The organism is Rhodanobacter koreensis (genome assembly GCF_054782855.1).
In genome coordinates this window covers 1,310,458-1,330,025 of the sequence record NZ_BAAGRR010000002.1, presented here as the reverse complement: position 1 = coordinate 1,330,025, position 19,568 = coordinate 1,310,458, and the positions used below count along the sequence as shown (strand labels likewise).

11 protein-coding genes and 1 tRNA gene are annotated in these 19,568 nt (G+C 62.8%); 6 read left to right on the top strand and 6 right to left on the bottom strand.

The window, feature by feature from the left end:
• On the top strand, positions 1-846 hold an 846-nt coding region (locus ACYVKM_RS11860), incomplete at its 5' end, for an RHS repeat-associated core domain-containing protein (protein ID WP_460877787.1).
• Positions 847-860: 14 nt separating this feature from the next.
• Entirely contained in the window at positions 861-1,454 is a 594-nt protein-coding gene (locus ACYVKM_RS11855) for a hypothetical protein (protein WP_460877786.1), read from the top strand.
• 378 nt (positions 1,455-1,832) lie between these two features.
• Here ACYVKM_RS11855 and ACYVKM_RS11850 read toward each other — a convergent pair.
• Positions 1,833-1,907, bottom strand: a tRNA-Val gene (locus ACYVKM_RS11850).
• 162 nt (positions 1,908-2,069) lie between these two features.
• Between ACYVKM_RS11850 and ACYVKM_RS11845 the strand changes: the two genes are divergently transcribed.
• Complete coding sequence (locus ACYVKM_RS11845; protein WP_460877785.1) at positions 2,070-2,411, top strand: lipid-A-disaccharide synthase N-terminal domain-containing protein; 342 nt, start codon at positions 2,070-2,072, stop codon at positions 2,409-2,411.
• A gap of 45 nt (positions 2,412-2,456) precedes the next feature.
• Here the strand turns inward: ACYVKM_RS11845 and metH are convergent, their stop codons facing one another.
• The 3 genes from metH to ACYVKM_RS11830 are packed head-to-tail and all read right to left on the bottom strand — an operon-like array spanning position 2,457 to position 7,230.
• Positions 2,457-5,159 (bottom strand): methionine synthase, encoded by a 2,703-nt coding sequence (gene metH, locus ACYVKM_RS11840; protein WP_460877784.1) that lies wholly within the window; start codon positions 5,157-5,159, stop codon positions 2,457-2,459.
• A gap of 1 nt (position 5,160) precedes the next feature.
• Positions 5,161-6,255: a homocysteine S-methyltransferase family protein gene (locus ACYVKM_RS11835; protein ID WP_460877783.1), complete on the bottom strand. Its 1,095-nt coding sequence runs from the start codon at positions 6,253-6,255 to the stop codon at positions 5,161-5,163.
• A gap of 45 nt (positions 6,256-6,300) precedes the next feature.
• On the bottom strand, positions 6,301-7,230 hold the full coding sequence (locus ACYVKM_RS11830) for an ArsR/SmtB family transcription factor (protein ID WP_460877782.1): 930 nt from the start codon (positions 7,228-7,230) through the stop codon (positions 6,301-6,303).
• Between the two features lie 133 nt (positions 7,231-7,363).
• Between ACYVKM_RS11830 and ACYVKM_RS11825 the strand changes: the two genes are divergently transcribed.
• Complete coding sequence (locus ACYVKM_RS11825; protein ID WP_460877781.1) at positions 7,364-8,524, top strand: acyl-CoA dehydrogenase family protein; 1,161 nt, start codon at positions 7,364-7,366, stop codon at positions 8,522-8,524.
• 152 nt (positions 8,525-8,676) lie between these two features.
• Here the strand turns inward: ACYVKM_RS11825 and ACYVKM_RS11820 are convergent, their stop codons facing one another.
• Together ACYVKM_RS11820 and ACYVKM_RS11815 are read right to left on the bottom strand one after the other, a co-directional pair.
• On the bottom strand, positions 8,677-11,916 hold the full coding sequence (locus ACYVKM_RS11820) for a multidrug efflux RND transporter permease subunit (RefSeq protein ID WP_460877780.1): 3,240 nt from the start codon (positions 11,914-11,916) through the stop codon (positions 8,677-8,679).
• Between the two features lie 12 nt (positions 11,917-11,928).
• Positions 11,929-13,146: an efflux RND transporter periplasmic adaptor subunit gene (locus ACYVKM_RS11815; RefSeq protein ID WP_460877779.1), complete on the bottom strand. Its 1,218-nt coding sequence runs from the start codon at positions 13,144-13,146 to the stop codon at positions 11,929-11,931.
• A gap of 554 nt (positions 13,147-13,700) precedes the next feature.
• Here ACYVKM_RS11815 and ACYVKM_RS11810 point away from each other — a divergent pair.
• Together ACYVKM_RS11810 and ACYVKM_RS11805 are read left to right on the top strand one after the other, a co-directional pair.
• The gene (locus tag ACYVKM_RS11810) at positions 13,701-18,632 is read left to right on the top strand and encodes an NAD-glutamate dehydrogenase (RefSeq protein ID WP_460877778.1); all 4,932 of its coding nucleotides are present in this window, start codon (positions 13,701-13,703) and stop codon (positions 18,630-18,632) included.
• A 172-nt stretch (positions 18,633-18,804) separates the two neighbouring features.
• Positions 18,805-19,566: an NAD kinase gene (locus ACYVKM_RS11805; RefSeq protein ID WP_460877777.1), complete on the top strand. Its 762-nt coding sequence runs from the start codon at positions 18,805-18,807 to the stop codon at positions 19,564-19,566.
• The last annotated feature ends 2 nt before the right edge of the window (positions 19,567-19,568 follow it).

Below are 19,568 nucleotides of genomic sequence, written 5' to 3'. Positions count from 1 at the left end.
AGCCAGGCGCTGGGCATGGCGCCGAACGGGCCGGGGTATACGGGGCATGTGAACGATCCGGATACCGGGTTGGTGTACATGCAGGCGCGGTATTACGATCCGGCAGTGGGAAGGTTTATCAGCACGGATCCGGCGGGCCTAAGTGCAGGCAATACGTTCAATTTCAGCCGCTATGCATATGCCAACAACAATCCGGTCGTGAATATGGATCCGGATGGGCGGTGTACCGGGTCGCTTAACCAAGATTCTGCTGGAAATTGTGCAGATTCTGGGTTGAGCACTTCAAATTCGGGTCCATCGTCTGGAGGAGTGCGTCTGCAGCCAAAGGCTACGGGGTCGACCTCGAATGGAGGTATCCAGTCTGCAAGGCCGCCTGCGGACCCGAAAATTGAAGCTTCCGGCTTCCCGAGCGATCTGGATGCTGCAAAAGCCGCAGGTAAGGCTTATGGTGCTCAAGGTACGATGAAACATCAGGAAGTTGAGCTCGGACTGGTGCAAATTAAGGTCGGTAATTGGGGGTACTTGACTCCGGGGTGGGGTCCCGTTGGGGCAACACTCGTTGACCCTACACCTGTGTTCCAAGCCTATACCAATGCTGGACTTTCAGTAAATGAATGGATGCACGGGCACTTTGATGGCCAACTCGGGTTCTCAGCTACGGACATGGGGATTGTATATGGACAATCCGCTCCATATAGGACGTTCATGGTCAACTCGCGTGGTGAGACGCGCTGGATGAGCAACCAAGATTTACTGCGGCATCGGGGTGACTTGACGCCAGATGAGGCAATTCGCGGTCTTCAGGGCTATCAAGAATTGCTGCCTAACGGGCTACCGGGACATTAGTCGGGACATTAGTGATGAGTGCATTAGTGAGAAGTCTATTGGCGGCCGGCACAATTTTCTTTGGCTGCACGTGTAGTGCCGCCACGGAGCCGAACTCTTCTGCTTCAGCAATGAAGCCAATGAATGATACCGCTCATTTAACGAATGTATTCTCTCAACAAAACAAGTGCTATAGAGCTTGGAACGACTTAGTTTCTAATTGGGAGAAGAACGGTGGTGGCTTCAAGGAGTCATTGCTTTCCACCAGAAACCAGATATCTGCTGATCGGCATTCTGTTTTTTCGAAAATAGTCCGCGATGTGTGGTCTGTGCAGAGTGGAAAGAAAAGCCGAATTGGAAGATTTGGGCAGTGGCCTATTAGTGCTGCTGACATGACGCTGGTTGTACGAGACTCGAACGAGTCAATTTCAAAAACACTTGATCAATATTTGCCGCACGGGTGCGGTGCTTTTACATGGCTATACCCGGTAATTTGGGATAAGTCTCACGCCGTGATCGGTGCGAAGGTGCAGGTAGTGCATTTCGCTGAAATGCCGAGTGGTATGATTTGGGACTCTTACAGTACCCCTCGCTGGGTATTGTATTGGCTTTTTATTCGAGCAAATTGAAACCAGATCCAGCTCACCCCCGGCCCGCAAGGCCCAGCAGGTACCGGAACCAGCGATCCGCTGGCCGTGGATTACGACACCACCGCTGGTTCAACATCGAAGCAACATCGCCCGGTTCGCCCCCCGATTCAAAATACATCAACGAAATGCACATCACGCAGCAGCAGATCGATAATGGAATTTATCTGCGCACCACCACGCCACACGAGACCGTGGCGCACAATGGCGGAACTCAAGCGGAACAGTGCGCAGGTGGACTGAAATGGACGCGAGTGGACGTCGGAACGCCTACGGAACACATACGACGCAGAAAACACAAAAAAGCCCGATTCGGAGCGAATCGGGCTTTTTCATAACTGCTTGTTTTGGGAAAACTATTGGTGGGCGATACAGGGATCGAACCTGTGACACCTGCCGTGTGAAGGCAGTGCTCTACCGCTGAGCTAACCGCCCGCCGGGAACGCGAGATTCTAGGGGGACTCGAGGTGCGGGTCAATGGCCACACTCGTCTGGCCATGCAGGGAAGGGCAGAGCGGTTGGCCGCAAACGGGGCGGATAGCGAGGCGTGCAGGGGTTGTAAACTCGCTTTTCTTCAAACGCCAAAGCACCCGACCCATGGACTTTCTCAGCACCGAATTTGCACACATCTTCCAGGCCCTGCAGCATTTCCAGCTGACACCGTGGAAGGCCGTCGGACTGCTTGGTTCGGTGATGTTCACCAGCCGCTGGTTCGTGCAGTTGTATTACACGCGCAAACACAAGCGGGTGGTGATGCCGCTGTCATTCTGGTGGCTGTCGGTGCTGGGCAGCGCGTTGCTGCTGGCTTATTTCACGGTCGGCAAGAACGATTCGGTAGGCATCATCTCGAATTTCTTCCCGGCCTTCGTCTCGGTCTACAACCTGATCGTGCACCTGCGCCATCACAAGAACAGCATTACCGGCGACACGATCGCCTGAGATCGGCACGGGCGGACATCCGCGTCCGCCCGTGTCGGCATCGGTTCACTCGGGTTCGTAGTCGAGGTTGGAGGCCAGCCAGCGTTCGGCCTCGGCCAGCGTCCAGCCCTTGCGCCTGGCATAGTCCTCGACCTGTTCCCTGCTCAGCCTGCCGACCACGAAATACTGGCTGTCCGGGTGCGAGTAGTACCAGCCGGAGACAGCGGCGGCGGGATACATCGAAAAGCCTTCGGTGAGTTCGATGCCGGTATTGCGGGTGACGTCGAGCAGGGCGAACAGCGCGGTCTTTTCGGTGTGGTCGGGGCAGGCTGGATAACCCGGAGCCGGACGGATGCCGCGGTACTTTTCGGCGATCAGCGCGTCGTTGTCGAGCGACTCGTCCGGAACGAAGCCCCAGAACTCGCGGCGCACACGCTCATGCATGCGTTCGGCGAATGCCTCGGCGAGGCGATCGGCCAATGCCTTGAGGATGATCGACGAATAGTCGTCGTAGTCGGCCTGGAAGCGCGCCAGATGCGCCTCGATGCCGATGCCGGCGGTGACGGCGAAACCGCCGAGCCAGTCGGGCTTGTCGAACTCCTTCGGTGCGATGAAATCGGCCAGGCAGAGATTCGGCCGCTCGATCGGCTTGTCGGCCTGCTGACGCAGGCTGAGCAGGGTGGCCAGACGCTGCTTGCGGTTGCTGTCGGCATACACCTCGACGTCATCGCCGATATTCGCGGCAGGCCACAGGCCGATCACGGCGCGGGCGGTCAGCCACTTCTCGGCGATGATCTTGTCCAGCATCGCCTGTGCATCGCGGAACAGCTCGCTGGCCTGCGTGCCGACCACCTCGTCGGTGAGGATGGCCGGATAGTGACCAGCCAGCTCCCAGGCCTGGAAGAACGGCGTCCAGTCGATATACGGACGGAGCTCTGCCAGGTCGTAGTCGTCAAATACGGTGATGCCGGGCTGGTTCGGCTGCGGCGGTTCGTAGGCGGCCCAGTCGCAACTGAAGCGCTGTGCGCGGGCCTTGGACAGCGGCACCAACTGCTTGCCGGGGCCACGGTTGCGGTGGCGTTCGCGCACATCCACATAGTCGGCACGCACCTTGGCGAGGAAATCATCGACCAGGTCCTTGCTGACCAGCGACTGCGCCACGCCGACGGCGCGTGAGGCGTCCTTCACCCACACCGTACCGGCCTTGTAGTGCGGTTCGATCTTCAACGCGGTATGCGCGCGCGAGGTGGTGGCGCCGCCGATCAGCAGCGGAATGTGGAAATTCTGTCGCTGCATCTCGCGGGCGACCTGGCTCATTTCCTCCAGCGACGGCGTGATCAGGCCGGACAGGCCGATCATGTCGGCCTTCTCGGCGATCGCGGTCTCGAGGATCTTCTGTGCCGGCACCATCACGCCGAGATCGATCACCTCGAAGTTGTTGCAACGGAGCACCACGCCGACGATGTTCTTGCCGATGTCGTGCACGTCGCCCTTGACCGTGGCCATGATGATCTTGCCGTTGTTCTTGCCGACGTCGCCGGTGCGCAGTTTTTCCGCCTCGATGAAGGGCAGCAGGTAGGCCACCGCCTTCTTCATCACGCGGGCGGATTTCACCACCTGCGGCAGGAACATCTTGCCGGCGCCGAACAGGTCGCCGACCACGTTCATGCCGTCCATCAGCGGGCCCTCGATCACGTCGAGGGGGCGCGTCGACAGCTGGCGTGCCTCTTCGGTGTCCTCGACCACGTACTGGTCGATGCCATGCACCAGCGCGTGGCTGAGCCGCTCGCGCACATGCTTCTCACGCCAGGCTAGGGTTTCGACGACGACTTCGCCTTTCTTCTTGCGATAGTTGTCGGCGATCTCCAGCAGTCGCTCGGTGCCGTCCTCGCGGCGGTTCAGCACCACGTCCTCGACGCGTTCGCGCAGTTCGGCATCCAGATCGTCGTAGATCGCCAACGCACCGGCGTTGACGATGCCCATGTCCATGCCAGCCCTGATGGCGTGGTACAGGAACACCGAATGGATCGCCTCGCGCACGGTGTCGTTGCCGCGGAACGAGAACGACACGTTGGAGACGCCGCCGGAAATATGGCAGTCCGGGAAGCGTTTCTTCAGTTCGCGGGTGGCTTCGATGAAATCCACCGCGTAGTTGTTGTGTTCCTCGATGCCGGTGGCGATCGCGAAGATGTTCGGGTCGAAGATGATGTCTTCGGGCAGGAAGTCCAGTTCGCGTGTCAGCAACTCGTAGGCGCGCGAACAGATCTCCACCTTGCGCGCGCAGGTATCGGCCTGGCCCTGCTCGTCGAACGCCATCACCACGGCGGCGGCGCCGTACTGCTGCACCTTGCGTGCGTGTTCGAGGAAGGCGGCTTCGCCTTCCTTCATCGAGATCGAGTTGACGATGCCCTTGCCCTGCAGGCAGCGCAGGCCGGCCTCGATCACCGTCCACTTCGACGAGTCGATCATGAACGGCACGCGCGCGATATCCGGCTCGGAGGAGATCAGGTTGACGAAGCGGGTCATCGCCGCCTCGGAATCGATCAGGCCCTCGTCCATGTTGATGTCGATGACCTGCGCGCCGTTCTCGACCTGCTGCCGGGCGACTTCCACGGCCTCGTCGTAGCGTTCTTCCTTGATCAGTTTCTTGAATTGCGCCGAGCCGGTGACATTGGTGCGCTCGCCGACGTTGATGAACAGCAGGTCAGGCGTGATGACCAGTGGTTCGAGGCCCGATAGACGGGTATGCCGGCGGGTATGACGCGCCATCTTATGCAGCCTCCGCTTGCGTGGCGGACGGTAAAGCACGTGGTGCGAAGTTGCGCACGGCTTCGGCAATCGCCTTGATATGCGCCGGGGTGGTGCCGCAGCAACCACCGACCAGGTTCAGCAGGCCATCGCGGGCGAAGCCGCCGATAATGCCGGCCATGTGCTCGGGCGACTCGTCGTATTCGCCGAACGCATTCGGCAGGCCGGCATTGGGATGCGTGCTGACGTAGCTCTCGGCGATGTTCGACAGCGTCTGCACATGCGGGCGCAGGTCTTCCGCACCGAGCGCGCAATTGAAGCCCACCGACAGCGGTCGCGCATGGCGCACGGAGTAGTAGAACGCCTCGGCGGTCTGGCCCGACAGGGTGCGGCCGGAGCGGTCGGTGATGGTGCCGGAGATCATCACCGGCAGGCGTGCGCCACGCTGATGGAACAGCTCGCTCAACGCGAACAGCGCAGCTTTCGCGTTCAAGGTGTCGAAGATCGTCTCGACCATGATCACGTCGGCGCCGCCCTCGATCAGGCCGTTGGCGGATTCGGTGTAGTTCTCCGCCAGTTCCTCGAAGGTGACGTTACGGAAGCCAGGATCGTTGACGTCCGGCGACAGCGAGGCAGTGCGGCTGGTGGGCCCGAGTACGCCGATCACGAAGCGGGGTTTGTGCGGTGTCTTCGCGGTCATCGCGTCGCAGGCGGCGCGGGCCAGCCGGGCGCCTTCGAGATTCAGTTCGTGCGCCAGATGCTGCAGCTTGTAGTCGGCCTGGCTGATCCGGGTGGAATTGAAGGTGTTGGTCTCGACCAGGTCGGCTCCGGCTTCCAGGTAGGCCTCGTGCACGCCGCGGATGATCTCGGGCTTGGTCAGGGTCAGCAGGTCGTTGTTGCCCTTGAGGTCGCAACCGCCCGGATGAGCATGGTTGTCGTGGACCTGTGCATGGCCGTCGTGGCCATGCTCGAAACGCTCGCCGCGGAAGCCGTGCTCATCCAGCTCATGTGCCTGCAGCATGGTGCCCATGCCGCCGTCGAGGATCAGGATGCGCCGCCGCAACGCCTGTTCCAGCAGGGCGACGCGTTCGGGATGGAGCCAGGGCAGGGTACTCATGGAATGTCCTTCGGTTAAGCGGTTCTCCGCAAGGGAGAACGGTGTTCAGGAGGGTTTGCGTGCCAGCAGGCTGATCACTTCGAAATGCGGCGCCTTGCGCTCGCGGCTGAGCCGGGTGCAGCTCAGTACATCGAGGCCGGCGGCACGGGCGTAGCCGTCGAGCTGTTCGTTGCTGAAGCCCAGGTTGCGATGGTCGAATGGCTCGACGGCGGCGCGATGGTCGTGCTGGCCCAACGTCACAGCGAGCAGGCGACCGCCGGGACGCAGCAGTCGCGCGGCCTCGGCCACGGCCCTGGCCGGGTGTTCGGCATAGGTCAGCGCATGCAGCATCAGCACCAGGTCGAAGCGTTGTTCCCCCATGTCAAGTGCGTGCATGTCGCCCTGACGCACCTGCACGTTGGTGAATGCCTTGAGCCGCTTCGCTGCGGCCTCGGCCACGCGCTCGCTGCTGTCGACGCAGACGATCGAATGGGCGTGCGGCGCCAGCAGTTCGGCCGTGATGCCATCACCGGAGGCAATGTCCAGCACATCACCGGTGCCCAGCAACTGCAGGAGCGAACGTGCCAGCGTTTCCCAGGTACGACCGGGCGAGTAGTGCCGCTCCATGTCGCCAGCGACGGTATCGGCCCAGCCTTCCTCGCGCGCACGGTTGGCCAGTACGCCGGGCAGGCGTGCGCTGTCCTCGCGCAGCAGGGCGTCGTCGATGCTTTCGCGCAGCGAACCGAGCAGGTTGTGCTGTGCCTGATCGCTCTCGTTGTTGGCGCGGTAATAGGCAGACACACCGGCACGACGGTCACGCACCAGGCCGGCTTCCTTCAGCTTGGCCAGATGGGTGGACACACGTGGCTGTGCCAGATGCAGCACGGCGGCCAACTCGGCCACAGTGAGTTCCTCGTGTTCAAGCAGGGCCAGCAGGCGCACCCTGGTGGGGTCGGCCAGCAACCGGAGCACGCTGGAGGCGGTTGCCAAATCCATCGGGCATCCTTATATCGCGATAAAGAGATGCATAGGCTAGGCCTATGCCCGCAAGGCGTCAAGCTGACTGCACAAGGCGCGCCGGCGATTTCCCGCTAAAATTGTCGGCTTGATTCATCTCCCGGAGCAGCCCATGGATTTCCGTTTTACCGAAGACCAGTTGTCGATCCAGTCGATCGCCCGCGATTTCGCGCAGAAGCGCATCGTGCCGGTGGCGGCCGAACTGGACGCCAGGGGCGAGTTTCCGCTGGACAACATCCGCGAGATGGGGCAGCTCGGCCTGATGGGCATCGAAGTGCCGCACGAGTACGGCGGTGCCGGTATGGATCCGATTGCCTATGTGCTGGCGATGATCGAGATCGCCGCTGCCGATGCCGCCACCTCGACCATCATGTCGGTGAACAATTCGCTGTTCTGCAACGGCATCCTCAAGCATGGCAACGAGGAGCAGAAGCAGAAATACGTGCGTGCGATCGCCCAAGGCGAGGCGATCGGTGCTTATGCGCTGACCGAGCCGCAATCCGGTTCCGACGCCTCGGCCATGCATACCCGCGCCAGCAAGAATGCGGACGGCGACTGGGTGATCAACGGCAAGAAGAGCTGGATCACCTCCGGCCCGGTGGCGCGCTACATCGTGCTGTTCGCGATCTCCACACCGGGCATCGGCGCCAAGGGTGTTTCCGCCTTCATCATCGACACCCAGCTGCCGGGCTTCCATGCGGGAAAGACCGAGCCGAAGCTCGGCATCCGCGCCTCGGCCACCTGCGAGATCGAGTTCACCGAGTACGTCTGCCCGAAGGAAAACCTGCTGGGTGACGAGGGCAAGGGCTTTTCGATTGCCATGGGCGTGCTCGACGCCGGCCGCATCGGCATCGCTTCACAGGCAGTGGGCATTTGCCGTGCCGCCTACGAGGCCACGCTGCAGTGGTCGCGCGACCGCAAGGCATTCGGTCATCCGATCGGCACCTTCCAGATGACCCAGTCGAAAATTGCCGACATGAAGTGCAAGCTGGATACGGCGACCCTGCTGACCCTGCGCGCAGCGTGGACGAAAGGGGAAGCCGAGAAGAATGGTGGCCGTTTCGGTACGGAGGCGGCCATCGCCAAGCTCACCGCATCGGAAGCGGCCATGTGGATCAGCCATCAGGCCGTGCAGATCCACGGCGGCATGGGCTACTCGAAGGAGATGCCGCTGGAACGCTATTTCCGCGACGCCAAGATCACCGAGATCTATGAGGGCACCAGCGAGATCCAGCGCATGGTGATCGCCCGCGCGGAAACCGGTTTGCGCTGAGGTGCGAGGAGTGAGAAACGAGTAGGGACCGGAACAACAGTCGAGGCGCGCTTGCTTCCACTCCATCTCCAGTGACATTGGAACGAAAAAGGCCCCGGCAAATGCCGGGGCCTTTTTCGTTCTCTCACCGGGCGGGTGATCGTGCTCCTGCCTCAAGCCCCGCGACGCGGGTCGGAGTCGAACGACTGCATGCCACCGTGACCTGCAGCCGGCGCCGCCGGTGAATTGCCGTCCAGCTTGTCGCCGAGCAGACGCCGCACCACCACATAGAACACCGGAATCAGCAACAGGCCGAAGAAGGTGGCGAACAGCATGCCGCCGATCACGCCGATACCGATTTCGTGGCGGGACACCGCACCTGCACCGCTGGAGATGACCAGCGGGAACACGCCAAGAATGAAGGCCATCGAAGTCATCAGGATCGGGCGCAAGCGCAGCCGGGCTGCCGTGAGTACCGCGTCGAAGAGAGGCTTGCCGGCGGCCTGCTGTTCCACTGCGAACTCCACGATCAGGATCGCGTTCTTGGCTGCCAGGCCCATCACGGTGACCAGGCCGATCTTGAAGTAGATGTCGTTGGGCATGCCGGTCAGCTTGCAGAACGTCACCATGCCCAGCAGGCCCAGCGGCACCACCAGCAGCACGGCGATCGGAATCGACCAGCTTTCATACAGTGCGGACAGACACAGGAACACGACGAGGATCGACATCAGCAACAGTACCGTGGCCGAATTGCCTGCCAGCACCTCCTGATAGGACTGGCCGGTCCAGTCGGAGGCGAAGCCGCCCGGCAGGTCCTTGTCGATGATGTTCTGCAGCGCTTGCATGGCCTGACCGGTGGAGTAGCCGGGGGCGGAGTTGCCGACGATTTCCACGGCGGAATAGCCGTTGTAACGCGGCAGCGAGACCGGTCCCATGCCCCACTCGGCCTTCACCACGCTGGACAGCGGCACCATGTTGTACGGGCTGATCGAGTTGTTGCTCGCCGAGGGATTGACCTGGGCAGCGGAACTGCTGCCGGTCGCAGTGCCGATACCGCTGGGCGTGTAGATGTGCTGCAAGGCATCCAGGTCCATGCGATAGGGTGCATCCGCCTGCATGTACACCCGCTTGATACGGCCCTCGTAATTGAACTGGTTGATGTAGTTCGGTGCCAGCAGCAGTCGCAGGGCGTCATACACATCGGTGAGCGAGAGCCCCATCGCCTGCGCCTGCACGCGGTCGACGTTCATCTGCAGCTGCGGCGCTTCCGGTAGTGAGTTGGGACGGATGCCGTACAGCGTGGGGTCCTTGCCGGCCTTGGCGAGCAGGGTTCCCATGGCTTGCGCCAATTCCCCGCGCGTCTGACCGGCGCGTGCCTGCAGGTACATGTCGACGCCACCGAACTGGCTGAGGCCGCGGATGGTCGGCAGGTTCACCACGAAAATCTGCGCGTCGGTGATGCTGTGCAGGATTCCGTTGGCTTGCGGGATCAATTGCATCGCAGTTTGCGAGCGCTTGTCCCACGGGGTCAGCTTGATGAAGGCCATGCCGACGTTTTCCGCGTTGCCGACGAAGCTGAAGCCTTCGGGCTGGAAGACGGCCACGATGTCCTTGCCGATGGGACTGTGCACCAGCTTGTCGCGGATCTCGGTCATCACCTGGTTGGTGCGCTGCAGGGTGGCGCCGGGCGGCAGGGAAACCACCGCCAGCATGAAGCCCTGGTCTTCGTCGGGTACGAAGCTGGTTGGCAGGCGGGTGTACAGAAACCCGGCCAGTACGGTGACCAGCGCGAATGCCAACATCCACCGCGGAGCGTGGCGCACTGCGCTGCCGACATGGCCGTGATAGGTGCGCGTGACCCAGTCGAAGGTCTTGTTGAACCAGCGGAAGGCGACGTTCTTCTTCTCGTTGTGCGTCGACTTGAGGATGCTCGCGCACAGCGCAGGGGTGAACGACATTGCCAGGAACGCCGAGAAAGCCATCGAGATGGCGATGGTCAGCGCGAACTGGGCATACACGATACCGGTGGCACCTGGCTGCAGGGCCGACGGCACGAATACCGCCGTCAGCACCACGGTGATCGCCACGATCGCACCGGTGATCTGGCCCATGGCCTTGCGCGCGGCTGGCTTGGGTTCCAGATGTTCCTCGCTCATGATGCGCTCGACGTTCTCGATCACCACGATCGCGTCGTCCACCACAATGCCGATCGCCAGCACCATGCCGAACAAGGTGAGCTGGTTAAGCGAGAAATGCATTATGTACAGACCGATGAAGGTGCCCAGCAAGGCCACCGGAATCACCAGTGTGGGGATGATCGTGGCCCGGATGTTCTGCAGGAAGATCAGCATCACCAGGAACACCAGCACGATTGCCTCGAGCAGGGTGTGCACCACATCGGTGATCGAGGCGACGATGAACGGGGTGGTGTCGTAGGGCACGTCCCATGACACGCCGGCCGGGAGATCCTTGGCCAGGACCGCCATCTGCGACTTCACCGCCTCCGCCACGGAAAGCGCATTGGCGCCGGGCAGCAGGAACAGCCCCAGGCCACCGGCCGGCTTGCCCTTGTAAATGGCCGCCGAACCGTAATTCTGTGGTCCGAACGTGATGCGGGCGACATCGCTCAGTCGTACGGTGGTGCCATCGTTATTGGTGAGCAGGATGATGTTGCGGAACTGCTCCAGCGACGAAAACAGCTGGTCGGCCGCGACGGTGGCAGTGAACTCCTGGCCCTTGGCGGATGGATCGGCGCCCAGGGAGCCGGCAGCGAACTGCGCGTTCTGGGTGCTGACGGCGTTCAGGACCTGGGTGGCCGAGAGTCCGTAACCCTGCAGCTTGTCCGGATTCAGCCAGATGCGCACGGCGTATTCCGAACCGAGCTCGAAAGTGTTGCCGATGCCGTTGATGCGGGAAACCACCGGTTGGATCTGCGAGGCGATGATGTCGGCAAGTCGCGCCGCGTCGATCGACGGATTGTCGGAGGTCAGGCCGATAAACATCAGGATATCGGGACTGGCCTTGGCCACCACCACGCCCTGCTGGGTCACTGATGCCGGCAGCAGCGGCTGGGACAGGGTGACCTTGTTCTGCACCTGTACCTGGGCGATGTCGGGGTTGGTGCCCGTGGCGAAGGTCAGGGTGATCGTGCTGGAGCCACTGGAGTTGGACGACGAGCTGAAATACAGCAGGTTGTCGATACCAGTGAGCTGCTGCTCGATCACCTGGGTCACCGTCGACTCCATCGTCGCGGCGCTGGCACCGGGATAGCTCGCGTTGATCGTCACCTGAGGCGGCGCGATATCAGGGTAGGAATCGATGCCCAGGTTGAGCATCGCGATGATGCCGCCCAGGGAGATCAGGATGGCGACCACCCAGGCAAAAATCGGGCGGTCGATAAAGAAACTTGGCATGAGACGGCTTCCTTACTGCTTGTTGCCGGCGGATTGACCGCCTTGTGCCGAGGCGGCATTGGCCTGAGCCGGAGTGCCTTGCGATGGCTGCCACGGCGACGCTTTGGCAGGGGCGCCTTCTTTCGCGCCCTGCAGGCCAGTCACGATCACCTGATCACCCGAGTCGAGGCCGCTGGTGACGATCCAGTTGTTGCCGTAGCTGTTGCGGGCGTTCACGTCCTTGCGCACGACCTTGTCGTCCTGGCCGACCACCAGTGCATAGGCGCCGACGGAGTCGCGCAGCAGGGCTTGCTGAGGGATCAGGAACACGTTGTTCTGCATGCCGAGGTTGACGCTGAGGGTGACATACATGCCCGGCAGCAGCTGGTGCTGCGGGTTGGGCACCAGGGCGCGCAGGTTGACGGCACCTGTGGTCGCGTTCACCGACACATCGGAAAAGTCCAGTGTGCCGAGCTGATCGAACTTGCTGCCGTCGGGCAGGGTGATCTGCACGGTGGTCTTGTTCTGTGCGGAGAGCGCAATGCTGCCCTTGCTCTTCGCCTGCTGCAGCATCGACAGCTCGGCTGCGCTGATGGTGAAGTTCACGTACAACTGGTCGATCTGCTGGACCGTGGTCAACAAGGTACCGCCGGAGCCGACATCGCTGGTGCCATTGCCCACGGTCGCGCCGACGGTGACCTGTTGCTGGCCGGCGATGCCGTCGATGGGCGAGGTCACCTTGGTATAGCCCAGGTTGACCTTGGCGCTGGCCACGCCCGATTCGTCAGCCTGGACCTTGGCGGCTGCCGTGCGTACGGCGGCGTCGTCGTTGTCCACCTGCTGTTGCGACACATAGCCCTGGGGTATGAGCTTGTGATCGCGTTCGGCAGTGACGCGGGCGTTCTTGTACGTGGCTTGGTCCTGGGCCAGGATGCTCAGGGCGTTGTTGAGCTGGGTCTGGTAGTAGGCCGGATCGATTTCAAATAGCAATTGACCCTGCTTGACCGCGCTGCCTTCCGTGTAATTGCGCTTGAGCAGCACGCCGGAGACGCGTGCGGTCACGTTGGCGCTGTAATAGGGCGAAAGCCGGCCCGACGCATCCCTGGCCAACGGTACGTTTTCCGGGTGCACTGTGATCACGCCCACTTGTGGCGTCATCTGCGGTGGTCCCTGGGTCTTGCCATTGCCGCAGGCGGCAAGCGTCAACAGGCTCAGGCACAGCAAGGGTGCGCGCAGTAGAGAGGACTTCATGAGAGCTCCGGGACTTGCGTGATCGGGGGAATGGGGGACGCCTTGGCGCGCGCAGCAAATCCGGTAAGCAGATACTGCATCGCGATCCGTATGTCTTGTGTCATTGGTTGGCCTGGTCATCGCTGACCGTGGTCATTTCTGCCTGGTCGTGGCGCGAATGTTGCCGTCATGCGACTGTAATCCAGACTATACCGGTCAGTTTACATTTTATTCGTGCCGCGAATCCAGTCATTGACATGACGATGACGATCTGGACAGACGAGCGACGGGGTCACCCGCATGTCACACCTCTGCCCTGGCTGGATCGTCATGATGACGACAGGTCGGGCCCAGGCAGTGCGACACTTCGGATTGCTTGGCATGCAGAGTTCGTAATGGCCGCCTGCAGTGTTCGACGGGTATGGTCATGAGGCTCATCGAGACGCCGATTCCATGCGCATGGGCATGGCGCGAATCGATGCGCCGCGGGTGGATTCGCCCTGTCACGGGGCGTATCCTTCCAAGGCTTTATCACCCACATTCCCAATCCTCGTCTCCACTGACCAGTAGATGCCATGAATGCGACCCTTGCGGCGAACGATCTTTCCCTTCCGTCTGTTGTGCTTGATGAGCTGAAGAGAGGCGGCGTGTCGCCGCAGCGGTTGAAGGAGGCGCAGGTCTTTTGCGACGCATTCTTCGCGCGCATCGCCGGCAGCGATACGGATCTGCATACCCCGACGCAATGGGCGGCCCTGGTCGGCGGCCTGCTGGAATTCATGCAGCAGCGTCCCACAGGTCGCGCCGTGGTGCGCGTGTTGAATCCGGTGGGTACGCATGCCGGCCGCAGCCTGCTGCAGATCGTCACCGACGACATGCCGTTCCTGGTCGACACGGTGAGCATGATCGTGTCGACGAAACTGCAGATCCACGCCGTGATCCATCCGGTGCTGAAGGTGGTACGTGATGCGGCGGGTCAGCTGCAAAGCCTGGGTGACGAGACGGGTGCACCGGAATCCGTCATGCACTTCGAGATCGACCGGGTCGCCGACGACGCCGAGCAGGTGCAGCTGAAGGCTCAGGTCGAGGCCGCGCTGGACGACGTGCGCGTGTCCGTGAACGACTGGGCCACGATGCGCGACAAGGCACTGGCGATCGCGGCCGACCTGCCGCAACGCAAGTTGCCGCTGGACGCCGCGTCGGTGCAGGAGGCCAGCGAATTCATGCGCTGGCTCGCCGACGACAACTTCACCTTTCTCGGCTATCGCGAATACGAAGTCACCGACGCAGACGGCGACCGCGTGCTGCGTGCGGTCGAGTCTTCCGGTCTGGGCATCCTGCGCAACACCGAGCGCTCGCTGGCGCCACGCTCGCTGCGTACCCTGGCCGCCAGCGAACTGCCGCAGTCCGGCGCGACTGACGCGATCATCCTGACCAAGACCAACGCGCGCTCGCATGTCCATCGCGCCGGCTACATGGATTACGTCGGCGTGCTGCAGTTCGGCGCGAATGGCCGCGCGGTGGCCGAGCAGCGCTTCCTCGGGCTCTTCTCCTCCAACGCCTACATGGCGCGGCCGCAGGACGTGCCGCTGGTGCGGCACAAGGTGGAGGTGGTGCTGGCCCGTTCGGGGCTCAAGCGCGATTCGTATTCCGGCAAGTCGCTGCGCCACATCCTGGAAACGCTGCCGCGCGAGGAGCTGCTGCAGAGCAGCGAGGACGAGCTGTTCGCCACCGCGATGGGCATCCTCGAATTGCGCCAGCGTGCGCGCACGCGGTTGTTCATTCGCCGCGACCGCTACGGCCGCTTCTTCAGTTGCATGGTGTTCGTGCCGCGCGACCGCTTCAACACCTCCGTGCGCGAGCGCATCGAAAGCCTGCTGGGCACGGCCCTGCATGCCGAGCAGAGCGATTCGTCGGTGCAGATGGGCGAGGCCGCACTGGCGCGGCTGACCATCGTGCTGCGCCCGAAGATCGGCGATCAGCCCGGCTACGACCTGGCGGAACTGGAGCGGGGCGTCGCCAGCATCGTGCGCAACTGGCACGACGAGGTGCGCGATGCACTGGTGCAGCAGCGCGGCGACCATGAAGGCGTGGTGCTGGCCAACCGTTTTGCCAAGTCGCTGCCGGCCGGTTACGTCGAGGACGTGAGCCCGGCGGTGGCTGCCGAGGATGTGCATCAGCTGTCGCTGCTGAACGGTGACAATGCGTTGCGCATGTCGTTCTACCATCCGCCGAAGGCGCCCGAGACGCTGCGCTTCAAGGTCTACCGTTCGGGAGGTGACATTGCCCTGTCCGAAGTGCTGCCGCAACTGGAGAACCTCGGCCTGCGCGTGCTCACCGAGCATGTCTACGAAATTCCCGGCGATGCCGCGCCGCGCTCGATCCAGGATTTCGAAGTGCAGCCGGTGGGCAAGCTCACCTTCAGTGTCGAGCAGGTCGGTGCACTGTTCGAGGAGGCGTTCGAGCAGATCTGGCGCGGCAACGCCGAGAACGACGGCTTCAACCGGCTGGTGCTGGGCGCCAAACTGAGCTGGCGCCAGGTCGCGATGCTGCGTGGCTACTGCAAGTACCTGCTGCAGACCGGTGCAACGTTCTCGCAGTCGTACATGGAGGAAACCCTCAACCGTTATCCGGCGATCGCCGGCCTGCTGGTGGAACTGTTCCTCGCCAAGTTCGATCCCCACCGCGAGATGCTTACCGCCGACGAGCTGAAGGCTGCCGGTGCCACGCTGGCCGCCGAGATGCAGGCGCTGATTCCGGCCAACGTGCAGAGTGCACAGCCGGCGCTGATCGACGGCTTGAGCGCGGCGTTGTCCGGGCCGCGCGACGAGCAGATCCAGGTTGTCGAAAACGCGATCGGCGTGTTGCTGGAGAATGTCGCCAGCCTTGATGAAGACCGTATCCTGCGCAGTTTCGTGAAACTGATCCGCGGCACACTGCGCACCAGTTTCTTCCAGCAATGGGACGGTGCCTATCGCCCCTATATCAGCTACAAGCTCGACTCGCACAAGGTCCCCGAGTTGCCCAAGCCGGTGCCGTACCGCGAGATCTGGGTGTGCGCACCGCGGGTCGAAGGCATCCACCTGCGCTTCGGCGCGGTGGCGCGCGGCGGCCTGCGCTGGTCCGACCGGCGCGAGGATTTCCGTACCGAGGTGCTGGGCCTGGTGAAGGCACAGATGGTCAAGAACACCGTGATCGTACCGGTCGGCTCGAAGGGCGGCTTCTTCGTCAAGAAGGCCCCGGTCGGCGGCGATCGCGACGCGCAGCTGGCCGAGGGCATCGCCTGCTACCGCCTGTTCATCAACGGCTTGCTCGACATCACCGACAACCTGGTCGAAGGCAAGGTGGTGAATCCGCACGACGTGGTACGTCACGACGCGGACGATCCCTACCTGGTGGTGGCGGCGGACAAGGGCACCGCCACGTTCTCCGACATCGCCAATGCGATCTCGATCGAGCACGGCTACTGGCTGGGCGACGCATTCGCCTCCGGCGGTTCCAATGGCTACGACCACAAGGGCATGGGCATCACCGCCAAGGGCGCGTGGGAGTCGGTCAAGCGCCACTTCCGCTCGCTCAACCGGGACTGCCAGACCCAGGACTTCACCTGCGTCGGCATCGGCGACATGTCCGGCGACGTGTTCGGCAACGGCATGCTGTTGTCCGAGCACACCCGCCTGCTGGCGGCGTTCGATCATCGCCATGTGTTCCTCGACCCGAACCCGGATACGGCGCGTTCGTTTGCCGAGCGCCAGCGCATGTTCAAGCTGCCGCGCTCGAGCTGGGAGGATTACGACAAGTCGCTGATCTCGGCCGGTGGCGGCATCTATCCGCGCAGCGCCAAGTCGATTCCGATCTCGCCGGAGGTGCGCACGGTACTGGGCCTCAAGCCCGAGGTGACGCAACTGGCGCCCAGCGACCTGCTCAGCGCCATCCTCAAGGCACCGGTCGACCTGCTGTGGAACGGCGGCATCGGTACCTACGTGAAGTCGTCTGCCGAAACGCATGCCGATGTCGGCGATCGCGCCAACAACGCACTGCGCGTCAACGGTGCCGAGCTGCGCTGCAAGATCGTGGGCGAGGGCGGCAACCTGGGCATGACCCAGAAGGGCCGTATCGAGGCGGCCCAGCACGGCGTACTGCTCAACACCGACTTCATCGACAACTCCGCCGGCGTGGACACCTCCGATCATGAGGTGAACATCAAGATCCTGCTGAACGATGCCGTGCAGCGCGGTGAACTGACCGAGCCGGCACGCAACACCCAGCTCGCCGCGATGACCGACGAGGTCGGTGAGCTGGTGCTGTGGGACAACTACCGGCAGAACCAGGCGATCACCCTGATGGAGCATCAGTCGGTGAGCCGTCTCGGTTCGATGGCGCATTTCATCCGCACGCTGGAGGCCGAGGGCACACTGGACCGTCAGGTCGAGAACCTGCCGTCCGAAGCCGAACTCACCGAGCGCAAGACCCGTGGCCTGGGCCTGACCCGGCCGGAACTGTCGGTGCTGCTGTCATACGACAAGATCCGTCTGTACCAGCAGATGCTGGATTCCGACGTGCCGGAAGATCCGTATCTGTCCAAGGAACTGGTGCGCTACTTCCCGGCGCCGCTGCACGAGAAATATGCCGAGCACATGCAGCGCCATCGCCTGAAGCGCGAGATCATCGCCACCGCGGTGACCAACTCGACGATCAACCGCATGGGCGCCACCTTCATGATGCGCATGCAGGAAGACACCGGTCAGGGCCCGGCGGCGATCGCCAAGGCGTATACGGCAGCGCGCGAGATCATCGAGGCACGCGAGCTGTGGGCGCAGATCGAGGCGCTCGACAGCAAGGTGGCCGAGGATACCCAGATCGACGCCATCAAGCAGATCTGGTCACTGCTGCGCCACATGACCCGCTGGCTGCTCAATCGCCCCGGCGGCACGCTGGACATCGCCGCCAACGTGGAGCGTTACCAGGGCGGTGTATCGGCCTTGCGCAAGGCGCTGCCGGAGGTGCTGACGCCGACCGGCAAGGGCGATTTCTCCTGCACCCAGGAGAAGTGGGAAGGTCTCGACCTGCCTGCCGATCTGTCACTGCGGCTGGCACGCATGCCGGAGCTGCGCGCCGCGCTGGACATGGCCGAGGTCGTGCAGCAGAGCGGCCAGCCAATGGAGAAGGTGGCCTCCGTGTTCTTCGAGCTGGGCGAGGTGCTCGACCTGGAATGGCTGCGCAGCCAGATCGAGGCGCTGCCGGTCGAAGGTCACTGGCACGCACAGGCCCGCGGCTCGCTGCTGGACGAGCTCAATCACCAGCATCGCGCGCTGGCCCTGCAGGTGCTGAGCCTGACCGGCGATCGCAAGGACATCTCGCCGGTGCAGGCGTGGCTGCAGCGCGATGACGCCACGTTGCAGTACACGCGCAGCATGCTGGCCGAGATCCTCACCCAGAACGCCGACTATCCGATCGCCTCGGTGGCGGTACGCCGTCTGGCCCAGCTGGCGCAGGTGCCGGTGAGCTGAGCCATGCTTTCCACCGTCATCCCGGCGAAGGCCGGGATGACGGTGTTTGGGGATTCTCCCTTGTGCTGAGTCGGGTCCACGGCAGGCTGTGGAATGAAGGCGCAGGATCAGACATGGTCTTGCGCCTTCATGCTGTGTAATCTCAGCTGACCGTCCTGCAGGGTTGCCGTGCATGCGCTTTGCCTTCGTCGCCAGTGACACCAGCGTCGCCCAGCAGGCGCGCCGCAAGCTGGTGGATCGCTATGGCGAAGTAGCACCCGAGCAGGCCGAGCTGATCGTGGCGCTGGGTGGCGACGGCTTCATGCTGCGTACCCTGCATGCGCATCGCGCGCTGGAGGTGCCGGTCTACGGCATGAAGCTGGGCCGGGTCGGCTTCCTGATGAACAAGCACAAGCTCGATGGCCTGCCCGAGCGGATCGGACGTGCCCACACTGCCTCGCTGTTTCCGCTACAGATGCAGGTCACCGATGCGAGCGGCAACGAACACACGGCGCTGGCCTTCAACGAGGTCTCATTGCTGCGCCAGAGCAACCAGGCGGCACACCTCGAAGTCCAGCTCAATGACACCGTGAAGCTGGCGAACCTGGTCTGCGACGGCATCATGGTCGCCACGCCGGCCGGCTCCACGGCCTACAACCTGTCCGCGCACGGCCCGATCCTGCCGCTGGACGCGAACGTGCTGGCGCTCACCCCGATCAGTCCATTCCGCCCACGCCGCTGGCGTGGCGCGATCCTGCCGCATCGCACCGAGGTGATCCTGCGCGTGCTCGATCCGGGCAAGCGCCCGGTCAGCGCTACGGCCGATTTCCATGAGGTGCGCGACGTGCGCACGGTATCGATCCGGCAGTCCGGCGGGCAGGGTGTGCGGTTGCTGTTCGATCCGGAACACAACCTCGAACAGCGCATCCTCGACGAGCAGTTCGCGGCCGAATGACA

Bases quoted from the DNA above. Each gene is read 5' to 3' on its own strand.
- ACYVKM_RS11855 (WP_460877786.1), top strand. From the start codon at position 861: ATGAGTGCATTAGTGAGAAGTCTATTGGCGGCCGGCACAATTTTCTTT.
- ACYVKM_RS11815 (WP_460877779.1), bottom strand. From the start codon at position 13,146: ATGAAGTCCTCTCTACTGCGCGCACCCTTGCTGTGCCTGAGCCTGTTG.
- ACYVKM_RS11810 (WP_460877778.1), top strand. From the start codon at position 13,701: ATGAATGCGACCCTTGCGGCGAACGATCTTTCCCTTCCGTCTGTTGTG.
- ACYVKM_RS11825 (WP_460877781.1), top strand. From the start codon at position 7,364: ATGGATTTCCGTTTTACCGAAGACCAGTTGTCGATCCAGTCGATCGCC.
- ACYVKM_RS11830 (WP_460877782.1), bottom strand. From the start codon at position 7,230: ATGGATTTGGCAACCGCCTCCAGCGTGCTCCGGTTGCTGGCCGACCCC.
- ACYVKM_RS11805 (WP_460877777.1), top strand. From the start codon at position 18,805: ATGCGCTTTGCCTTCGTCGCCAGTGACACCAGCGTCGCCCAGCAGGCG.
- ACYVKM_RS11845 (WP_460877785.1), top strand. From the start codon at position 2,070: ATGGACTTTCTCAGCACCGAATTTGCACACATCTTCCAGGCCCTGCAG.
- ACYVKM_RS11820 (WP_460877780.1), bottom strand. From the start codon at position 11,916: ATGCCAAGTTTCTTTATCGACCGCCCGATTTTTGCCTGGGTGGTCGCC.
- metH (WP_460877784.1), bottom strand. From the start codon at position 5,159: ATGGCGCGTCATACCCGCCGGCATACCCGTCTATCGGGCCTCGAACCA.
- ACYVKM_RS11835 (WP_460877783.1), bottom strand. From the start codon at position 6,255: ATGAGTACCCTGCCCTGGCTCCATCCCGAACGCGTCGCCCTGCTGGAA.